We start from the raw sequence: 19,773 nt of genomic DNA, 5'->3' as shown, positions 1-19,773 counted from the left end.
TCGCAGAGTAGAAATGGAAGATGCTCATCAATGCCGCGTCGCGGTATATGGTGCGGGCGCGATCGGCTGTCTGCTCGCCGCGCGCCTGGCCCAGGCAGGCTGCGAGGTGACCATGATCGCCCGCGGACAGACGCTGGCCGCCTTGCGGCAGCGTGGCGTCGGGTTGACGGCTGACGGCGTCACGCGCCACTACCCGGTGCGCGCCACCGACGATCCGCGCCAGGTGCGCGACGCGGACTACCTGATTCTTGCGGTCAAGCAACAGGCGCTGGACGATATCGCCGCGCACCTGGCGCCGATGCTCGCGCCGCAAGGCGCCGTGGTGCCGGCCGTGAACGGCATCCCCTGGTGGTATCTGGCCACGCTGGACAACCCGCTGCGCGATGCGCCACTGCAATCGGTCGATGGCCGCGGCATCCTCCGGCAAGCGCTGCCTTTGGACCGGGTGCTGGGCGCGGTGGTGTACATCGCGGCGAATTCCACGGCGCCCGGCATCGCGGCGCAGAACGCCCGCAACCACCTCACCCTCGGCGAGCCTGACGGCCACGTGTCCGCCCGAGCCAGCAGGCTGGCTGACCTGCTGCGGACGTCGGGCCTGCAATGCGAGGTCAGCGCCGGGATCCATCAAGCGGTCTGGATCAAGGCGATGGGCAATGCCACCTTCAACCCCTTGAGCGTGCTGGCCAACGCCACCATGGAAGCCATGGTCCGCGATCCCCACCTCGGCACACTGGCGCGCGCCATGCTGGGCGAATACCTGGCGCTGGGCCAGGCGCTCGGACTTGCGCTGCCGGTGACGGTGGAGCAACGCATGCAGGCCGCCGCCAGCGCCGGGGCCGCCAGGACCTCGATGCTGCAGGACGCCCAACAAGGAAAGCCGCTGGAAATCGACGCCCTGGTCGGCGCCATGATCGAGATCGCAGCAAAGCTGAACCTGGACATGCCCTACGCCAACACGGTGTGGGGACTGATCCGGCACCGGAACCTCAGCGCAGGCTCCACCTGAACGCCACACCTAGAAAACCACAGGAGACAAACCATGAAATGGCTATCGAACTGCCTGGCCGCAACCCTGATCTGCGCGGGTGCCGCCGCGCACGCCCAGGACTATCCCAACAAGCCCATCAACATCGTGGTGCCCTTTACGCCTGGCGGCGTCACCGACGTGATGACCCGTCAGATCGCGGCCAAGCTGCAAAGCGATCTGGGTCAGCCGGTGGTGGTGGTCAACAAGCCCGGCGCCGGCACCATGATCGCCTCGGCCTATGTGGCCAAGGCGCCGGCCGATGGCTACACGCTGCTGATGGCGGCATCGTCCCTCGGCATCGCTCCCAGCCTGTACAAGAACACCGCGAATTACGACCCGGTCAAGGACTTCCAGCCCGTGTCGCTCATCGCCAGCGTGCCGCACGTGCTGGTGACGGGCAAGCAGGTCCAGGCATCCAACGTGAAGGACCTGATAGCCGCGCTCAAGAAAGACGGCAAGTCCGCCACCTTCGCGTCCTCCGGCAATGGCACTTCCAATCATCTGGAGGGCGAGCTGTTCGCCGCGCTGACCGGCCTGAAGATGACCCACATCCCCTACAAGGGCAGCGTGCCGGCGCTGACCTCTCTGGCGGGCGGCGAAGTCGACATGCTGTTCGTGGACATCGCGGCTGCTCAGCCCTTCCTCGACAGCGGCAAGGTGCGCCCGTTGGCCGTGACCACCAAGACCCGGTCCTCGGTGCTGCCCGACCTGCCCACCGTGGAGGAATCCGGCTTGCCCGGCTACGACGCCATGCCCTGGCTGGGCATCGTGGCCCCGGCCGGCACGCCGCCCGCGGTCGTCGAGAAGCTGCAGGCAGCCTTGCAGAAAATGAAGACGGCGCCCGACGTGCAGGAGCAATTCAAGAAGATGGGCCTGGACGCCTTGTTCACCAAGCCTGCCGACTTTGGCGCTTTCATCGTCAGCGACAGCGCCAAATGGGCCGAACTGATCAAGAAGTCCGGCGCCACCGCCGAATAGGCCGCAACCCCATATCCCCCGCCATTCCTGCAAGGACCCTTACATGCATCGCGATACCCCGGCCCCGGCAAACCCGCTAGGCAACGACGTGTGGGAGGCCACGCTCAAGCGTGCGCTGGCCAGCGCCAACATTCCCACGCTGCTCATGGTGCTGGTGCACCTGACGGGCGACACGCAATGGCTGTCCGGGCGCTACCAGTGCTCGCGCATCCGCGGCCTCGAAGACAACGATCCCGGCGGCCTGCCCGAAACCGTGCAGGAAGAGATCCGTGAAGCCGCGTACTCGGCCATTCTGCTCAACCGCCGCGGCCAGCCGCCCAGGCTGCCCGCACCCACGCATGAACAGTTGGTCTCCATGCTGCGCACCAGCATCGGGGAAGCGATTCCTGACTCTTACGGCCCCATGATCGCCGCCTGGCTGGGGCTGGATCCGGACTTCGCGCTGGCGCAACGCGATGCGTTCCAGGTGCCGCGAGGCTATCGGGTCCTGGTCATCGGCGCAGGCGTGGCTGGCCTGTGCGCCGCGATCCGCCTGCAAGGCGCAGGCATTCCTTATGTGGTGATCGAGAAGAACGCCGAAGTCGGCGGCACCTGGTACGAGAACCGCTACCCCGGCGCGGGCGTGGACACACCCAACCATATCTACTCGTACTCCTTCGCCAAGCACGACTGGTCGCGCTACTTTGCCCTGCAGGGCGAGATCCAGGGCTATTTCGAAAGCGTCGCCGACCAGCATGGCGTGCGCGCCAACATCCGCTTCAATACGCGCGTTGAGTCCGCCCGCTACGACGAAGCCGCGCTGTGCTGGAACGTACGCACGATCAAGCAGGACGGCCAGATCGAGGACTATGCGGCGGACATCGTCATCAGCGCGGTAGGCCTGCTGAACGTGCCCAAGTTGCCCCCCATACCCGGCCTGGAGAGTTTCAAGGGTCCCTGCTTCCATACGGCGAACTGGCCGGAAGGCCTGGACCTGCGCGGCAAGAACGTGGGCATCATCGGCAACGGCGCCAGCTCCATGCAGGTCGTGCCAGCCATCGCCGACGACGTCCGCTCCCTGACCGTTTTCCAGCGCTCCAAGCAATGGGCCGCGCCGTTCGAGAAATTTCAGAAGCCCGTGCCCCAGGACGTCCGCTTCCTGCTGCGCGACGTGCCGTACTACCAAGAGTGGTATCGCCAGCGCTTGGCCTGGATCTTCAACGACCGGGTCCACGCGACCTTGCAAATCGATCCACAATGGCGGTATCCCGATCGCGCCATCAATGAGATCAACGACAAGCATCGCGAGCACTTCACCAGCTACATCAAGACGGAACTCGGCGAACGCCAGGATCTGCTGCCCGAGGTGCTGCCCGACTACCCGCCCTTCGGCAAGCGCATGCTGATGGACAACGGCTGGTTCCGCACCATGGCGCGGGACCACGTCAAGCTGGTCACGGGCGGCATCGCCCGGGTCACGGAAAGCGCGGTGGTGAGCGATAGCGGCAATGCGCATGAACTGGACGTGCTGGTGGTCGCGACCGGCTTCGACGCGATCAACCTGTTGTCCTCGTTCAAGCTCTACGGCCGCGGCGGACGCTCGATCCGCGAGGCCTGGGACGAAAAGGGCGCCGAAGCCTTCATGGGCGTAGCCGCCCCGGGCTTTCCCAACCTGTTCATCCTGGCCGGCCCCAATACCGCGCTGGGCCACGGCGGCAGCGTCGTCGCCCTGCTGGAGACCCAGGTACGCTACGTCATGGGTCTATTGCAACAAGGCCTGGAGCGGGCTGGAGGACGCTTCGAGATCGAGGTGCGCAAGGATCGCCATGACGCCTACAACGCGCGCGTGCAGGCCGCGCATGACCGCATGATCTGGACCCACAAGGGCATGAGCAACTGGTATCGCAACGCGCATGGCAAAGTGGTCGCGCCCACGCCGTTCCGCAATGACGACTACTGGCACATGCTGCGCAAGACGGACATGGGCGACTACCACTACCGCCCTGCGCCCAAGATTGGCGAGGCCGAGCCGTCCGCCGCCACCCGCGTCGAGACTGCCTGAATGCCGTACGCGCAAAAGAGGCGCTGCCTGGTACTGGGCTGCGGCGGCGTGACCGGGCTGGCCTGGGAGATCGGCATCCTGGCGGGCCTGGCACGCCAGGACATCGACCTCGCCGCCGCGGACTTGTTCATCGGTTGCTCCGCGGGTTCCGTCGCCAGCGCGCAACTGGCGCGGGGCGTCCCACCCATGCAGCTGCTGGCGACGCAACTGGACGGAACAGGCGCCGAACATTTCCGGCCTTACTCCCAACAAGCCGCCGACGACAAGAACCACGCGCTGTACGGCAAAGTGGGCGCCGACCTGCAACTGGCACGGCGGCGCATCGGCGCCTATGCTTTGCGCAGCGCCACGCCCACACTGGCCGAACGCCGCGCCATTATCGCCGCCCGCCTCGGCGCAAGCGATTGGCCAAGCCGCCCCTTGCGTGTCGTTGCCGTCGACGCGCATAGCGGCGAGGGGCGCAGCTTCAGCGCCGCCGACCAGGTGGATTTCATCGACGCCATCGCCGCCAGCTGCGCCGTGCCGGGCGCCTGGCCGGCCGTACCCATCGACGGCTCGGCCTACATGGACGGCGGCATCCGTTCCATGACCAACGCCGACATGGCTGTCGGCTACAGCCAAGTCGTGGTGCTGGCGCCGCTGGGGTTTCGCGACGGCAATCCGGTCAGCGGGCATCTGCGGCGCGAGCTGCAGGCGCTGCGCGAGGCCGGCAGCCAGGTCCAGGCCGTACTGCCCGACGAGGCCTGCGTACAGTCCATTGGCGACAACGTGCTGGACCCGGCGCGTCGTGCCGAGGCCGCCGAGGCCGGGCTGCGCCAGGCCACTGCAATCGCGCAAACAGTGCGGGAGGTGTGGCGCTGATCCTTCCCCGCATTCAAGGCGGGCACCGTGGATCCAGCCAGAAAGCGGTCTGCCCATGACTCTCAATGTGGCAGGTATCAACATACCGCGAGCAACCTAGACTCCCCGTTCAAGCCTGGCCGCGCGGCCAGGCCCCACCATGAACGCGGAGCAATACATGAACGCATCGCCGGCAGGCCTGAGACCCGCCGATTTCTTTTCTCCCACCGTCGCTGCGCTGATTTCTGTGCTGGTGAACTACGGCGGCACCTTTGTGCTGGTGTTCCAGGCGGCTGAGCTGGCCGGACTGTCGCCGGCCCAGACCACTTCCTGGGTATGGGCGGTTTCCGTCGGAGTGGGTGTCACAGGCGCGCTGCTGAGCTGGCGTTACAAGGCGCCGGTCATCACGGCCTGGTCCACGCCAGGCGTGGCGTTTCTTGCGACCGTGATGCCGTTCACGCCTTATGGCGAGGTCATCGGCGCCTACATCCTGTCGGCGCTGGGCTTCATCGTGCTGGGCCTGTCCGGCGCTTTCGAAAAGCTGGTGCGCATGATTCCAGGCGGCATCGCCGCCGGCCTGCTGGCCGGCATCCTGCTGCAATTCGGCGTCAATGCCTTCGGCGGCGCCAGCGCCGATCCGCTGCTGGTCATCGTGCTGGTCATATCCTATGCGTTACTCAAACGCTTTACCTCGCGCTTCGCGGTGGTCGGCATACTGGTCATCGGCCTGGGCCTGCTCATCGCGCAAGGCCGAATCGACTTCTCGGCCGTCCACCTCAGCCTGGCCGCGCCGGTCTTCCAGATGCCGCAGTTCTCGCTGCAGGCCTTGCTGGGCGTGGCCCTGCCGCTCTTCATCATCACGCTGACGGGGCAGTACATGCCCGGCATGCTGGTGCTGCGCAACGACGGCTACAAGACCAGCGCGAGCCCCATCCTGACCGTGACCGGACTGGGCTCGCTTGTCATGGCGCCGTTCGGCGCGCACGCCTTCAACGTGGCGGCGATCACCGCCGCGATCTGCACCGGCCGCGACGCGCATGCGGACCCCGCCAAGCGCTACATCGCTGGCTTGGCCTGCGGCGTGTTCTACATCCTGGTCGGCACGTTCGGCGTCACACTGGCGACCTTGTTCATGGTTCTGCCCAAGGCCTTCATCACCACGCTGGCGGGACTAGCCCTGCTGGGCGCCATCGGCGGCAGCCTGGCCAATGCGATGGCCGACGCCCGCACTCGGGAGACCGCCCTCATCACCTTCCTGGCCACCGCTGCCAACGTCACCCTGCTGGGCGTGGGCGGCGCGTTCTGGGGCCTGGTTGCCGGCCTGACCGCGCACCTGCTGATCCACGGTGGCCAGCGGACCCTGGCCGCCAACGCCTGACGCTTCTCATTGCCACATCATGCTCATCCAACCAGGAACCTCCGTGACGAACATTGCCCCGCCCGACAGCCTCGCGCTGCCTGCCATCAGCGCCCTGCCCCTGTCACAAGCCGATCCCGGCATATGGGGCGCCATCGACGCCGAACGGCGCCGCCAGATGCACTCGATCGAACTGATCGCCTCCGAGAACTTCGTCAGCCGCGCGGTGCTGGAAGTCCAGGGCTCGGTGCTGACGAACAAGTATGCCGAGGGCTACCCCGGCCGCCGCTACTATGGCGGCTGCGTCAACGCCGACATGGCCGAGAAGATCGCCATCGAGCGCGCCACGCGCCTGTTCGGCGCCCGCTACGCCAACGTGCAGCCCCACTCCGGCAGCCAGGCGAACCAGGCAGTCTATCTGGCGCTGCTGGCGCCGGGGGACAAGATCCTCGGCCTGGACCTGAAGGCAGGCGGCCACCTGACCCACGGCTCCAAGGTCAACATGTCGGGACGCTGGCTGCAGGCGTTGAGTTATGGCGTCGATGCGGCCACGCATCTGGTCGACATGGATGAGGTCGAGCGCATTGCGCGTCAGGAAAGGCCCAAGCTCATCATCGCCGGCGGCTCGGCCTACTCGCGCACGCTGGACTTCGCGCGCTTTCGCGCCATCGCCGACGACGTGGGCGCGATCTTCATGGCGGACATGGCACATTTTGCCGGATTGGCCGCAGCCGAAGCGTATCCCTCGCCGGTGCCGCACGCGCATGTCACCACCACCACCACGCACAAGACGCTGCGCGGCCCGCGCGGCGGCATGATCCTGACCAACGACGCCGAACTCGCCCGCAAGATCGATTCGGCAGTCTTCCCCGGCCTGCAAGGCGGTCCGCTGATGCACATCATCGCCGCCAAGGCCGTGGCCCTGGGCGAGGCGCTGCAGCCCGCGTTCCGGACCTATGCCCACGCGGTGGTCGAGAACGCCCGTGTCCTGTGCCGCCGGCTGGCGGAAGGCGGGCTTTCCATCGTGTCGGGCGGCACCGATTGCCACCTTGGTGTGGTCGACCTGCGGCCCTGGGGACTGGCCGGCAACACGGCGGAACAAGCCCTGGAACAGGTGGGCATCACCCTGAACAAGAACGCCGTTCCCAACGACGCCGCCAAGCCCGCCGTCACCTCCGGCATACGCGTGGGCAGCGCCGCCTGCACATCCCGCGGCATGGGTCCGGCTGAATTCCAGGAGATCGGCGACATGATCCTGGCCCTGCTGGGCGGCGTGCGCGCCGGGGCCGTCGACGCCCGCACGGAAAGCGCCATCCGCGAGGGTGTGGCCGGGCTGGCCAAGCGCTTCCCCCTGCCCTACTGAGTTGTTCTAGGCTTGCCTCAGCGTGTTCGACAGCCGCAGCACGGCGGCTTCGATTTCGTAGGCTGTCAGAGAGGCATAGCCCAGCAGCCAGCCCTGCTGTTTGTACTCGCCTGCGTACAGCCTGCTCAATCCGGGCAGGCGCAGGCCGGCGGCCTCGGCCTGGCGGATGGTCTTTTCCTCGGACCAGCCGCGTTCGAGCAGACACGGGATCTGCAAGCCGCCGGGAGGCCTGACAGCCTGCACAATGCCGCCCAGGTGCTTGCCCAGGGAATCCAGCAGCACCTGCCGGCGGCCGGCATACAGCTTGCGCATGGCCCGCACGTGCGAGTTGTAATGGCCGTCATCCATGAAGCGCGCCAGCGTCAGCTGCAGGATCTGCGGAGTATGTCCGTCCATGATGCTGCGCGCGCGGGCAAAGGCGTCGACCAGATCAGGCGGCAACGCCATGTATCCCATCCTGAGCCCTGGATACAGCGTCTTGCTGAACGTGCCCAGGTAGATGGTGCGCTGATGCAGGTCCAGGCCCTGCACGCAGGCGGTGGGCACGCCGTCGTAATGGAATTCGCTGTCGTAGTCGTCCTCGATGATCCACTTGCCGTGTTCCGCGGCCCAGTTGATCAGGTCCAGCCTGCGTTCGAGCGACAGCGTCACGCCGGTGGGGTACTGGTGCGACGGCGTCACGTACACGCAATTGGCGCCGCTGCGGTCCGCGCGCAGCAGGTCCAGGCGTATGCCCTGCGCGTCGACGTCGATAGGCGCGATGCGCGTCTCCGCGGATTCAAAGGCCTTGCGGGCGCCGAAGTAGCCGGGGTTCTCCATCAGGATGGGCTTGCCGGCGTCCGCAAGCAATTGCGCGCACAGGAACAGGGCCTGGCGGGTGCTGCTCAGTACCAGGACCTGTTCGGGCAAGACCTTGGCGCCGCGTTCCAGGTTCAGGTAGGCGGCAATGGCGCGGCGCAGCGGTTCGGCGCCCTGCGGGTCTCCGTGCAGCAACACATGGGCGCGGTAGTCCTTCAGGACCTGGCGTTGCAGCCGTTCCCAGACATCGGTGGGAAACGTGCGGGTTTCCGGCAAGCCCGTGGCGAACGCCTTGATGACCTGTTGATCCGCGACGCCGCCGCTGTCCAGGATCATGCGTCCGCGCCGGCTCAGGCCCACCCCGGGCTGCGCCACGGCCGACCGCTGATCCCGCTTGGCCCGCCTGCGTGCGGCGCCTCGCAGCTCGGTGCCGACCGTCTCGGACACATAGCTGCCCGAGCCCTCGCGGCGCACGATATAGCCGTCACGGTGCAACTGCACGTAGGCATTTTCCACCGTGTCGCGCGCCACCCCCAGCGACTTCGCCAGGCCGCGAGTGGCGGGCAGCCTGAGACCAGGCCCCAGCGCGCCGTCCAGGATCAGGGCGCGCAGCGCCCGCTGAATACGCTGATGCAGGTCCAGCCGCTGGAGTTCCGCATCGTTCATGCGCATCTTCAGCGTATCCAGCTCGAATGTCTTTGCCATGCGGTCTGCTCACAGTAGGAAAACTGGCCTGTCCGGCCCGGCCATTCTATCCGTAGACTCTTCCGTTCGCCTCGGCAGACGCGGGCGCAACATTGCAAGAGCCCGCGCATGGCGGGGCAGGATCAGGAAACATGGCAAGGTCTTACAACTTCAGCGCCGGCCCGGCCGCGCTGCCGCTGGAAGTGCTGCAGGAAGCGCACGACGAGTTCTTCGATTTCGCGGGAACCGGCATGTCGGTGATGGAAATCAGCCACCGCTCGCGCGTATTCATCGATATCGCCCGCCAGGCCGAACTGGACCTGCGGGCCATCCTGCGGATTCCCGACCGCTACAAGGTGCTGTTCCTGCAAGGCGGCGCTACGCTGCAGTTCTCGCAGGTGCCGATGAACCTGCTGCGCGGCAAGACGTCGGCGGACTACCTGCACACCGGGCTCTGGTCCGGCAAGGCCATCGAGGCGGCCCGACGCTATTGCGAGGTGCGCGTGGCCGCCAGCAGCGAGGCGTCCGGCTTCGACCGCGTGCCCGCCCCCGGCGAATGGCGGCTCGATCCGGACGCCGCCTATCTGCACTACACGGAAAACGAGACGGTGCATGGCCTGCAATTCGCGGCCGCGCCGGACGCATCCGTTCCGCTGGTATGCGATGCCTGCTCCAGCCTGTTGTCGAAGCCCATCGACGTATCCCGGCACGGCCTGATCTACGCCGCCGCGCAAAAGAACATGGGACCGGCCGGCGTCACGGTGGTGGTGGTGGACGAGGCCCTGCTGGACAGCGCGCTGCCCATCACGCCCGACGTGCTGAACTATGCGCAAGCAGCGCGGGCGGACTCCATGCTCAACACGCCCGCCACGTTTTCCTGGTACCTGACCGGACTGACGCTGCGCTGGATCCGCCGGAGCGGCGGGATAGAGCGCATCCACCAGGCCAACCAGGCCAAGGCCTGGCTGCTGTACCGCGCCATCGACGCCAGCGACGGCTTTTACCTCAACAAGGTCCTGCCGGAATTCCGTTCGATCAATAACGTGCCGTTCTTCCTGGCCGATTCCTCCCTGGAACCCCTGTTTCTGCGCCAGGCCGAGAACGCCGGGCTGATGGGGCTGAAGGGCCATTCCCATACCGGCGGCATCCGGGCCAGTCTCTATAACGCGGTCGATCTGCCGGCAACGGCCGCGCTGGCCGATTTCATGACAGACTTCCTGCGCACGCACGGCTGATGCCGGCTTGCGCCGCGCGTCGGCCATGCCGATATAAAACACGGGGAAACCAGCATGGATTTCAGGCAGCTCAGACAGTTCGTCGTCCTGGCGACGGAATTGAACTATCGCAAGGCCGCCGCGCGGCTGCACATGACCCAGCCGCCGCTCAGCGTCGCCATCAAGCGGCTCGAAACCGAGATCGGCGCGGACCTGTTTGAACGCGACCGCCTGGGCGTGCGTCTCACCGTCGCCGGCGGGGCCTTCCTGGGCGAAGCCAAGCGCCTGCTGGAAGGCGCCGACGCCGCGCTGCAAACCGCGCGCGACGCGGCAGAGGGGCGCATGGGCGCCCTGCGCGTGTGCGCGGTGCCCAGCGCCGCCTTGAACCTGCTCCCGCGCATCCTGCCTGAATTCGCGCAGCGCTTTCCGCACATACGGCTGCGCCTGACCAGCGGCAGCACCGTCGGCATTCTGGCGGGGTTGCAGCGCGGCGAACTGGACGCGGCATTCCTGGTTCCGTCCGCTTCCGGCGTGCCAGGCATCACGATCACCCCCTTGCCGCGAGAACGGCTGGTGCTGGCCGTGCCGGCGGGCCATCGACTGGCCGGCATGAAAAGCGCCAGGCTCTCGGACCTGACGGACGACGCCCTGGTAACCCTGGCGCATTCGGACAGTCCCGGCTTCACCGGCGAAATCGTCGCGGCCTGCCAGCGGGCCGGATTTCATCCGCGGGTCTTGCAGGAGTCGTCCCACGCCCTCATCAGCTTGCCGCTCATCGCCGGCGGCCTGGGGGTCGCCATCGTTCCGTCGGCACTGCGCAGGATCGCCATCGACAACGTGGCCTACGTGGACCTCGCGGACGTGGCGGGCGAACCGCTGACCTATGCCATGGCGCTGGCGGCGCCCGCCCAGTCCGTGAACCCCGCCGTTCGTTGGTTCATCGAGACGGCGCGCGAGGTGCTGGGCGCGCAAGCGCCCTGAAACCCCGGACTTACTGCTGCGGACGGGAAAGAATGCCCGCCCACTTCTGCTGTTCGGCGACGACTCTCTGCTCGAACGCTGCCTGGCTGGCGTCCACGGGTTCGCTGCCTCGCGCGTAGATCTTGTCCTGCACCGACGGGCTCTTGGCGACTGCGGCGATGGCTGTGTTCAAGCGCGCGACGACATCGGCCGGCGTGCCTTTGGGAACGGCAATGCCTGACAGGGACCCGCCTTCCACCTCCTTGCCCAGCACTTCCTTGACCGTAGGGATGTCGGGCAGGTTGGCCAGGCGGCGCGACGAGGTCACCGCGTAGGGACGAATCTGCTTCGCCTCGACGAAACCCACCGCGGTGACGGCGGAAACGGCCGTCAAATCCGTGTTGCGGCTCATCACCGCTGTCATGGATTCCGATCCGCTCTTGTAGGGCACGTGCAGCATCCTCACCCCTGTCGCCTGTTGCAGCAGCTCCAGGACCTGGTAGTTGTCGGAGCCCTCGCCCGCCGTGGAAAACGCGATCTTGTCGGCCTGGACCGACGCGGCCTTGATGATTTCCGGCAACGACGCATATGGGCTGTCCACGCCCACGGCCAAGACCGTGGGTGTATTCGCCAGCATGGCAACGTAGGTGAAGTCCTTGTTCGGGTCGTAGGGCAGCTTCTTGTAGATCAGCGGGTTGACGGCGACCATGCCATTGGTGATCACCAGCAGCGTGTAGCCATCGGCCGGCGACTTCGCCACTGCGCCTGCGGCGATCGAGCCGCCCGCGCCGCCGCGGTTCTCCACCACGACCGGCTGGCCCAGCTCCCGCGTGAGCCCTTCGGCGAACACCCGCGCCGTGGTGTCGGTCACACCACCGGCGCCGAACGGCACGATCAGGCGTATGGGCTGGTCTGGATACGGGCCCGCCCAGGCCGCGGCGGCCGGCAGCATCACACCTAGCAAAGCCGCCATGCAGCGGCGCAATCCCTTGTTCATCCGGCTATCTCCATTTTCTTGAGAATTTCTAGAAGTTGTTGCTGCAGGTCGGCCGTCAACGGCGCCAAGGGCGCGCGCAGGCGTCCGCTGTCGAAGCCGCGCAATTGCAGGCCCGCCGCGACAGTCCTGGGCAGGCCATGGTCCATGAGGAAATTCAACAGATCGATCTGCCGGCCAAACCATTCGTCGGCGCCGCGCGCGTCGCCGGCCATGGCGCAGCGATAGAGGTTCAAGGCGTAGGACGCGCTGACGTTGGCCGACGCCGTGCACCAGCCCGCCGCGCCCTCCGCGAATCCGGTGCGCGCCATGCAGTTCAGGCCGATGTACACGGCCGTGCGGGCCGGGCAGGCCGCACGCAGCCTCGCGATCTTGGTGGGGTCGGGGCTGCTTTCCTTGATCATGGTGACGTTGGGAAGCTCCGCCAGCCGGGCCAGGAACTCGACGGGCAGGTCCATGCCCGTGGTGAACGGGTTGTTGTAGACCATTACCGGCGTGGAGACCGACTCGCAGACCTCGCGGTAGTAGGCGTGGATTTCATCCTGGGTAAGTTTCCAGTAGGTGCTGGGCAATAGCTGCAAGGCCGCGGCGCCCGCGCGTTCGGCGTAGCGCGCATGGCGCACGGTGCTGGCCGTGCTCAGGCTGGACACGCCCGCCAGCACGGGCAGACGCCCGCGCGCCGCGCCGATGACGGTGTCGATGACGGCCTCGCGTTCGCCATCATCCAGGTAGGGCAGGCAGCCGACGCTGCCCAGGGGCGCCAAGGCATGCACGCCCTCGTCGATCAGCCGTTCGACGTGCGCTTCCAACAGCGCGTGGTCCACCCGCCCGCGCTCATCGCAAGGCGTCAGCAGGTAGCCGATGATTCCCTTCAAATGCATAGCTCGCTTCTCCATGACGGCTTGCAGTCTAGGGAGGCCGCGCAGAGCGGTCCAATACCTATTTCCTGGGCGCCTGATATCTCCCGCCCGCGCTGCCGGCAGGCGAATCTTGTATCCAGTAATTCCCGCGCAAGGCCGATAGACTTTCCCGGCCAATTCACCAAGGAGCAAGCCATGAGCAACAACGTCGTGCCGGAACAGACGCAGACCCACCACATGCCTGAGTACCGCAGGCCGGAGGACATGGAGTGGGAGATGGGCCGGTTCAAGAACAAGACGAAGTTCCTCTTCCACACGCGGGCAGAACGCCCCACCGAGCCCAATGCCGGCTTTCTGCGCTATGAGCCGGGTGCGGGCTTCCGCCTGCACAAACACGATTTCGCCCAGGTCTGGTACGTGATCGAAGGGGAATTCAACATGGGCGGAAAGATGTACGGCCCGGGCACCGTGGTGTTCCATCCGGACCCGCACATCGAAGAAGCGCTCAGCACCGAGACAGGCGGCACCTTGTTCTTCGTCCAGTACCAGGGACCAACAACCGGCGGGCGGCCGGTGTACGACGGCCGCATGAACATCCAGGGCGAACCGCCCGCGATCACCGAGCAGGACCTCGAACACTGATATCCGCGGTTCCACGGACAGCCGCCGCCACTCGCCGCCGTCCGCGGCAGGCCCGCCCTGCCGGGCCTGCACACAAAGAAATAGAAAATTCCAAGGAGACAAACATCATGCACGCCCCCTTTCTGCGCGCCTGCCTCGCGTCGTTGACGCTTTCGCTGCCGCTCACGCTGGCCAGCCCGTCCCAGGCCGCCGGCGCCTGGCCCGAGCGGCCCATCACGCTGGTCGTGCCCTTCGGCGCCGGCGGCATCACCGATCTCACAGCGCGCACGGTAGCCAGGCAGCTGCAAACCGAGCTCGGCAAGCCGGTAGTCGTGGAAAACAAGCCCGGCGCGGGCGGGAATATCGCCGCCGACATCGTGGCCCGGGCCAAGCCCGACGGCTATACGCTGATGGTGATCACCAACGGCATGGTCGCGGTCAATCCTCTCATCCACAAGCAGCTGAACTACGACGCGCTCAAGGATTTCGCCTACGTGTCCATGATCGCCAACACGCCGCTGGCCCTGGTCGTGCCGGAAGCCTCGCCGATCCAGGACCTGCCAGCATTGGTCGCCCGCGCCCGCAGCCGGCCCGACGCGGTCTCCTACGCCAGCTCGGGACAAGGCACCTCGATCCACCAGGTGTTCGCCCTGATGCAGCAGCAAACCAGCGCCACGCTCATGCACGTACCCTACAAGAGCGGCGCCGAGGCGGCCACCGCCCTGCTCTCCGGCGTGGTGGACGTGACAGCGGTCGAGACCGTGGTGGTCGGCCCGTTCATCCAGTCCGGCAAGATGCGAGCGCTGGGCGTAACCTCGGCACAGCGGGTGTCGAATCTGCCGGACGTTCCCGCCGCCCGCGAGACCCTGGGCGGCGATTTCGATGTAGGCTCGATATCGGGACTGGTCGCGCCTGCCGCGACGCCCAAGGACATACTCGAAAAGCTGGAACGCGCCATGCAGGCGGTGGCACTGAGCGAGGGCATGGCGCAGCTGTATGCGCAAGGCAGCCAGCCCATGCCCACGGGATCGCAAGTCTTCCTGGAACGCATGCTCCAGGAGCAAAAAAAGTGGCGGCGGGTATTCTCCGCGGACGCCGGAAAATAGCCACATAACCGTCAAGGACGTGGGAGTCAGGCCATGGATCGCACATATCCCGCCGCGGAAGAACTGGTGCAGCACCTGGTGGAGTCGATCTCCGCAAAGATCTTCAATGGCGCCTATGCGCCCGGGCAGAAGCTGCGGCAAGAGACGCTGGCGGAAGAATACGACGTCAGCCGCACACCGGTGCGCGAAGCGTTCCGGCAGCTGGAGACCAAGGGCCTGATCGTGCAGCAGCCGCGCTACGGCGCCACGGTGGTGGCGCCGACCATCAAGGACATCGGCGCCAACTACTGGCTGCGCGGCGAACTGGAAGGCATGGCGGCCGAGCTTGCGGCGCGCTGGATTTCCGACGCCGACCTGCAAAGGCTGCAGGCCACCCACGCCGAATGCGCGCAGGCCGTCGGCGCGCTATACGCCGAGGTCAACGCGGGCGACGGGGCCACCCCGCGTCAGGCTGCCGCGCCCATGCAACACTGGGTCATCAAGAACCAGGAATTCCACGCCCTGATCTTCCGCGCCGCCGGCAATGCGTCGCTGGAACGCATCATCAAGGACCTGCACACTGACTACACCAAGAACATCCTCAATATGACCGTGCTGGGCATGTACGAGGCTCGCATGAAGAAAAATATCGAACACCATGCAGCCATCGTCCAGGCGCTGACCGCGCGCGACGCCGACGCCTCGCGCGCTGCCATGCGTTCGCATATCCATGAGTCGGGAGAGTTCGTGGTGGATTGGCTGCAAAAGCGCCCGGAGGGGCGCAAGCGACCGAGATAGCGCAGTACTGCCTCAGATCCCGTCCAACCATCGCTCCATCGCCGCACGCGCGCGACGTTCGAGCTCGGGGCCGTAAAGCCGGGCATCCTCGCGGATGACGGCCGGATCGATCTGCCGCAGGCTCAGTTCGCAGGCATGTCCGATCAGCCAGCGCTCGATCTGCGTGGAATCCGCTTCCAGGTGAAACTGCAGGCCCAGTATCCGGGGCCCCAGCGCGTACGCCTGGTTTGGAAAACCCGGCGTTTCGGCCAGACGCGCCGCGCCCTCGGGAATGGCGAACTGGTCCCCGTGCCAATGCAGCACGGGCACGTCCTGAACCACGCTCAGCACGGAATCCTGCCCTTGCGGCGTGAGCGTCAGCGGCGCATAGCCGATCTCGGCGCGTCCGGTGGACGCGACCTCCGCGCCCAGCGCCGCCGCCATGAGCTGCGCACCCAGGCAGATGCCCAGCGTCGGCTTGTCCTGGCGCAGCCGGTGCGCAATGGCGCGCAGTTCCTGCTCCAGGAAGGGATAGCGCCCGGTTTCATAGACGCCTATGGGGCCGCCCAGGATCACGACGAGGTCGGCATTGCCGAGGGTGGCGGCGTCGATGGTGTCGACGCCCGCTTCCAGGTATCGCACGCTGTAGCCACGCTCTGCCAGGACCGGCGCCAGGATGCCCAGGTCTTCGAAGGGCACGTGGCGGATCGCCAATGCGGTAAGGCTCATTCCGGATACTCCTATTGCGGGCTCGGATGGCGGTCCAATCCGCCCAGCAAGCCTTCGGGGGTTGAGACGAACACGTTTTCCGAAGCCAGTAGCCGGATGCCTTGCGGCGTGCTTTCCAGCAGGCGCCGCTCGCCATCCGCGACCAACAGGCTGAGCTGATAGCCGTCCTTGGCCGGCAGGCGTGCCGCGATGTCGCGGCTGTCGTCTAGCGCCGACGCGGCGGTGGATTCGAAATGGCCGATCAGGCGGCCGTCGCGTTTGATGATGAGTCGATACACCGGCATGCGCGCTACTCCTGGCCGTCGGACTCGCGCGATTCCGCGCTGTTGCCGGTAGGCCAGTAATAGGAATCGGGCGTGTTGCGCGCACCGAAGATGGCCTGTCCGACACGGACCACGGTGGCGCCTTCCTCGATGGCGATCTCGTAGTCACCGGACATGCCCATGGACAATTCATCCAGGCCTATCCCCGCGGGCGCTTCCTGGCGCAGCTGATCGCGCAGCGTGCGCAGCAGTACGAAGCACTCGCGCACGCGCGCCGCTTCGGCCGAGAACAGCGCCAGGGTCATCAGGCCGCGCACCCGCAGCCCCGAAAACGCGGGCAGTTCGCGCAGGAAGGCCGCCGTCTCCTCCGGCTGCAGTCCGTACTTGCTGGCCTCGCCGGAGGTATTGACCTGCACGAACACATCAAGCTGGCGGCCTTCCGCCTGCAACCGGCGGTCCAGCGCTTCGGCCACTCGCAGGCTGTCGAGCGCCTGGAACTCTGCCGCATAGCGGGCCACGAGCTTGGCCTTGTTGGTCTGCAGGTGGCCGATGACCGACCATCTCAAATCGGTCAGGTCCGCCATGGCTTCCCATTTCCGGGACACTTCCTGCAGCTTGTTCTCGCCGAGGTAGCGGCAGCCGGCCTCGTAGGCCAGCCGGATGCGCGCCTCTTCCACGGTCTTGCTCACGGGCAGCAGGCGTACCGTCGCCGGATCACGGCCGGCGCGCAGGGCCGCATCGGCAATTCGTCCGTTGACCGCGGCCAGATTGCGGCGGAAATCCTCGACCGACTGCGCCTGCGGCCAGCGGCCATGCTGGTCGTGCTGTGTCTGGGTGCCGTTGTCTTGCCCTGGGCCTTGCTCGCTCATGCCTGAACCTCGCGTAGGAGTGGCGGCCGGCGTTTTCCACAACGCTTATGCCGCCCGCAGTTTTGTCATAGGTCAATATTATCACGATGGCGCCGGCGCTTGCCGGCCACTGCTAGGCGTTGGCGGCCAGCCATTCGCGCGGTGAAACGCCCATACGCTGCCGGAACGCCTTGGACAGCGAGGAAGCGCTGGCGAATCCCAATTCCGCGGCCACCAGCTTGACCGCTCGGCCGGATCGCATCATGGACGCCGCCAGGCTCAAGCGCCAGTCGGTCAGGTAGGCGGCGGGCGTGGCGCCGGTGGCGTCCTTGAAGGCCGCCGCGAATGCGCTGCGCGACATGCCGGCCATCGCTGCCATTCTGGCCAGGGACCAGTCTTCATAAGGCGAACGATGCAGCGCCACCAGCGCCCTGGCCAGGCGCGGATCCGACAGGCCCATCACCAGGCCGCTGGTCACGCCGACCTCCTCCGGATGGTCGAGTATCCATCTGAGCAGCTGGATCAGCACCACCTCGAACAGGCGGTCTGCCAGCAGGCGCGAGCCGCAGCGCACGTGATCGGCCTCGGCAAACAACAGATCCAGCGCGGGCCGCAAGCCTTCGACCGCGTCCAGCGGGATCCGCACCACGGACGGCAGCGACTGCACGATGGGATTGCGTTCGCCGCCATCGAAGTCCAGCGCCGCACAGGTGAAGTCCGAACCGTCCCGGGGAGGATTCACGAACTCGTGATGCACGGCGCGCGGATAGAACAGCAGCGTCGGCTCGGACAGGCGCAGGCGCGGCGTGGCGGTCTCTCCCGGGCGATGCCGCACTTCCATCTCGCCGCGGCGCAACACGTGCAGAAAGCCGCGCCCCGGCACGGCTTCGAAGGCCTGGGTGCCGCATAGCGCGCCCGTGTGGAACAGCGTGGCACGCACCCGGAAACGGTCCAGCAACGCCGACAGCCGGTCAACTTGGGGAGGAACAGAATCGCTCATAGATTGGACGATAAGACAATTTTTATGGATTGAAAAACACCTTGCGTCCAGACATTCTACGTACGATTTCTCCACCCCGTCCAAGACCGGCGGCCTTTTTTTCTTTTCCAGGAGTTACCGACATGTCCCGAGTTCCTCTTATCGATGCCAGCAGCGCCAGTGCCGACCGCAAGACGCTGCTCACGCAAATCCACGGCGCCTTTGGCGCCACGCCGAACATGTTCAAGGCCGTCGCCAATTCGCCGGCGGCGCTGCAGAGCATGTGGGGCGCTTTCGGCGCCTTGGGCGGCGGCGTGATCCCGGCCAAGCTCGGCGAGCAGATCGCAGTCGCCGTGGCCGACCGCAATGCTTGCGAATACTGCCTTGCGGCCCACACGGCCCTGGGCCGCAAGGCCGGCGCCAGCGCCGAAGAAATGTCGGCCGCCCAAGGCGGCGAGGCCGCCGATCCCAGGACCGCGGCGGCGCTGCGCTTCGCGCTGAAACTGGTGGAAGCGCGTGGGCAAGTGAGCGAAGCCGACGTGCAGGCCGTGCGCGCGGCAGGCTACAGCGACCAGGAGATCGTCGAAATCCTGGCGCACGTCGCGCTCAACCTGTTCACCAACTACGTCAACGTGGCCTTTGCCGTGCCGGTGGACTTCCCGGCCGTGAAGCTGCGCCGGGCCGCCTGATCCAGCCGCCATGCGGGCGGGGCGAGACCGCCCCGCCCGCCACGCCACAGGAGCCTTCAGATGTCCCGATCCGACAACATGGCCGACGCAATGCCCCCGCCCTTGCTGGTGGACGAATGGCTGAATGCGGACAGCCCCATCGAACTCGCCGCGCTGCGCGGCAAGGTCGTGCTGCTGCACGCATTCCAGATGCTGTGCCCTGGGTGCCTGTCGCATGGGTTGCCGCAAGCCGAACGCGTGCACAGGCTGTTCCGCGGCAAGGATGTCGCGGTCATCGGCCTGCATACCGTTTTCGAACACCACGACGTGATGAGTCCGGCCGCGCTGCGTGCCTTCAATCACGAGTATCGATGGAGCTTTCCCATCGGCATCGACCGCCCCGCCGCGTCCGGCGCCATCCCAATGACCATGCAAGCCTACGGGCTGCGCGGCACGCCCAGCCTGGTCCTGCTGGACCGCCAGGGACGCGTGCGCCTGCAGCACTTCGGCCGCATCGACGACCTGACTCTTGGGGCCGCCATCGGCGGGTTGCTGGCCGAGGACGATGCCTCTCTCGCCAACGCCGCTGCACCCGCTGAATCCACCCGCCAGGAGTGCGACGCGGCGAGTTGCCCCGCGCCGGTCCAGCGGTAGGAGCCTGCTATCCGGGCGCGCAGTGCCAAGGCT

The 19,773-nt window shown here is 66.6% G+C and carries 20 protein-coding genes; 13 read left to right on the top strand and 7 right to left on the bottom strand.

Annotated features, from left to right (window positions below; translation table 11 throughout):
* Window positions 1-13: 13 nt before the first annotated feature.
* The 6 genes from AC3WOB_RS03495 (at window position 14) to AC3WOB_RS03470 (ending at window position 7,606) form a co-directional block, all read left to right on the top strand.
* Entirely contained in the window at window positions 14-1,006 is a 993-nt protein-coding gene (locus AC3WOB_RS03495) for a ketopantoate reductase family protein (protein WP_492274199.1), read from the top strand.
* Window positions 1,007-1,039: 33 nt separating this feature from the next.
* A complete protein-coding gene (locus AC3WOB_RS03490; RefSeq protein WP_013396353.1) occupies window positions 1,040-2,005 on the top strand; it encodes a Bug family tripartite tricarboxylate transporter substrate binding protein in 966 nt (321 codons plus the stop codon).
* A gap of 43 nt (window positions 2,006-2,048) precedes the next feature.
* Window positions 2,049-4,046 (top strand): NAD(P)-binding domain-containing protein, encoded by a 1,998-nt coding sequence (locus AC3WOB_RS03485; protein ID WP_492274198.1) that lies wholly within the window; start codon window positions 2,049-2,051, stop codon window positions 4,044-4,046.
* Window positions 4,047-4,907 (top strand): patatin-like phospholipase family protein, encoded by an 861-nt coding sequence (locus AC3WOB_RS03480; RefSeq protein ID WP_492274197.1) that lies wholly within the window; start codon window positions 4,047-4,049, stop codon window positions 4,905-4,907.
* A 157-nt stretch (window positions 4,908-5,064) separates the two neighbouring features.
* Window positions 5,065-6,264, top strand: a complete 1,200-nt coding sequence (locus tag AC3WOB_RS03475) for a benzoate/H(+) symporter BenE family transporter (protein ID WP_492274196.1) — start codon at window positions 5,065-5,067, stop codon at window positions 6,262-6,264.
* A gap of 19 nt (window positions 6,265-6,283) precedes the next feature.
* The gene (locus AC3WOB_RS03470) at window positions 6,284-7,606 is read left to right on the top strand and encodes a serine hydroxymethyltransferase (RefSeq protein ID WP_492274195.1); all 1,323 of its coding nucleotides are present in this window, start codon (window positions 6,284-6,286) and stop codon (window positions 7,604-7,606) included.
* A gap of 6 nt (window positions 7,607-7,612) precedes the next feature.
* Here AC3WOB_RS03470 and pdxR read toward each other — a convergent pair whose 3' ends face one another.
* Complete coding sequence (gene pdxR / locus AC3WOB_RS03465) at window positions 7,613-9,109, bottom strand: MocR-like pyridoxine biosynthesis transcription factor PdxR (RefSeq protein ID WP_492274194.1); 1,497 nt, start codon at window positions 9,107-9,109, stop codon at window positions 7,613-7,615.
* A 131-nt stretch (window positions 9,110-9,240) separates the two neighbouring features.
* Between pdxR and serC the strand changes: the two genes are divergently transcribed.
* Complete coding sequence (serC, locus tag AC3WOB_RS03460; RefSeq protein ID WP_492274193.1) at window positions 9,241-10,323, top strand: 3-phosphoserine/phosphohydroxythreonine transaminase; 1,083 nt, start codon at window positions 9,241-9,243, stop codon at window positions 10,321-10,323.
* Window positions 10,324-10,377: 54 nt separating this feature from the next.
* Window positions 10,378-11,283: a LysR family transcriptional regulator gene (locus tag AC3WOB_RS03455; RefSeq protein WP_492274192.1), complete on the top strand. Its 906-nt coding sequence runs from the start codon at window positions 10,378-10,380 to the stop codon at window positions 11,281-11,283.
* A 10-nt stretch (window positions 11,284-11,293) separates the two neighbouring features.
* On the opposite strand, the gene AC3WOB_RS03450 is transcribed toward AC3WOB_RS03455, so the two are convergent.
* Together AC3WOB_RS03450 and AC3WOB_RS03445 are read right to left on the bottom strand one after the other, a co-directional pair.
* Complete coding sequence (locus tag AC3WOB_RS03450) at window positions 11,294-12,259, bottom strand: Bug family tripartite tricarboxylate transporter substrate binding protein (protein WP_492274191.1); 966 nt, start codon at window positions 12,257-12,259, stop codon at window positions 11,294-11,296.
* On the bottom strand, window positions 12,256-13,137 hold the full coding sequence (locus tag AC3WOB_RS03445) for a dihydrodipicolinate synthase family protein (protein WP_492274190.1): 882 nt from the start codon (window positions 13,135-13,137) through the stop codon (window positions 12,256-12,258). The genes AC3WOB_RS03450 and AC3WOB_RS03445 overlap by 4 nt, the downstream gene beginning before the upstream one ends.
* Window positions 13,138-13,311: 174 nt before the next feature.
* Between AC3WOB_RS03445 and AC3WOB_RS03440 the strand changes: the two genes are divergently transcribed.
* The 3 genes from AC3WOB_RS03440 to AC3WOB_RS03430 all read left to right on the top strand — a co-directional run bounded on the left by AC3WOB_RS03440 (window position 13,312) and on the right by AC3WOB_RS03430 (window position 15,620).
* On the top strand, window positions 13,312-13,758 hold the full coding sequence (locus AC3WOB_RS03440; protein ID WP_492274189.1) for a cupin domain-containing protein: 447 nt from the start codon (window positions 13,312-13,314) through the stop codon (window positions 13,756-13,758).
* Window positions 13,759-13,865: 107 nt separating this feature from the next.
* Window positions 13,866-14,843, top strand: a complete 978-nt coding sequence (locus AC3WOB_RS03435) for a Bug family tripartite tricarboxylate transporter substrate binding protein (RefSeq protein ID WP_492274188.1) — start codon at window positions 13,866-13,868, stop codon at window positions 14,841-14,843.
* Between the two features lie 33 nt (window positions 14,844-14,876).
* Complete coding sequence (locus AC3WOB_RS03430) at window positions 14,877-15,620, top strand: GntR family transcriptional regulator (protein WP_492274187.1); 744 nt, start codon at window positions 14,877-14,879, stop codon at window positions 15,618-15,620.
* 12 nt (window positions 15,621-15,632) lie between these two features.
* Here AC3WOB_RS03430 and AC3WOB_RS03425 read toward each other — a convergent pair whose 3' ends face one another.
* From AC3WOB_RS03425 to AC3WOB_RS03410, 4 genes are all read right to left on the bottom strand, one after another.
* Window positions 15,633-16,328: a glutamine amidotransferase gene (locus AC3WOB_RS03425; RefSeq protein ID WP_492274186.1), complete on the bottom strand. Its 696-nt coding sequence runs from the start codon at window positions 16,326-16,328 to the stop codon at window positions 15,633-15,635.
* Window positions 16,329-16,339: 11 nt separating this feature from the next.
* Window positions 16,340-16,612 (bottom strand): hypothetical protein, encoded by a 273-nt coding sequence (locus AC3WOB_RS03420; RefSeq protein ID WP_013396367.1) that lies wholly within the window; start codon window positions 16,610-16,612, stop codon window positions 16,340-16,342.
* Window positions 16,613-16,617: 5 nt separating this feature from the next.
* Window positions 16,618-17,460, bottom strand: a complete 843-nt coding sequence (locus tag AC3WOB_RS03415) for a YggS family pyridoxal phosphate-dependent enzyme (protein ID WP_013396368.1) — start codon at window positions 17,458-17,460, stop codon at window positions 16,618-16,620.
* Between the two features lie 112 nt (window positions 17,461-17,572).
* Complete coding sequence (locus tag AC3WOB_RS03410) at window positions 17,573-18,439, bottom strand: AraC family transcriptional regulator (RefSeq protein WP_492274185.1); 867 nt, start codon at window positions 18,437-18,439, stop codon at window positions 17,573-17,575.
* 122 nt (window positions 18,440-18,561) lie between these two features.
* Between AC3WOB_RS03410 and AC3WOB_RS03405 the strand changes: the two genes are divergently transcribed.
* Together AC3WOB_RS03405 and AC3WOB_RS03400 are read left to right on the top strand one after the other, a co-directional pair.
* Window positions 18,562-19,107: a carboxymuconolactone decarboxylase family protein gene (locus AC3WOB_RS03405; RefSeq protein ID WP_492274184.1), complete on the top strand. Its 546-nt coding sequence runs from the start codon at window positions 18,562-18,564 to the stop codon at window positions 19,105-19,107.
* Window positions 19,108-19,167: 60 nt separating this feature from the next.
* Window positions 19,168-19,740, top strand: coding sequence for a redoxin family protein (locus tag AC3WOB_RS03400; RefSeq protein WP_492274183.1), 573 nt, complete (start codon window positions 19,168-19,170; stop codon window positions 19,738-19,740).
* The last annotated feature ends 33 nt before the right edge of the window (window positions 19,741-19,773 follow it).

This window comes from Achromobacter sp. FW305-C-30-7 (genome assembly GCF_058783105.1).
Note: the sequence above shows the minus strand (reverse complement) of the source record. Positions and strands in the feature narration are given on the sequence as shown.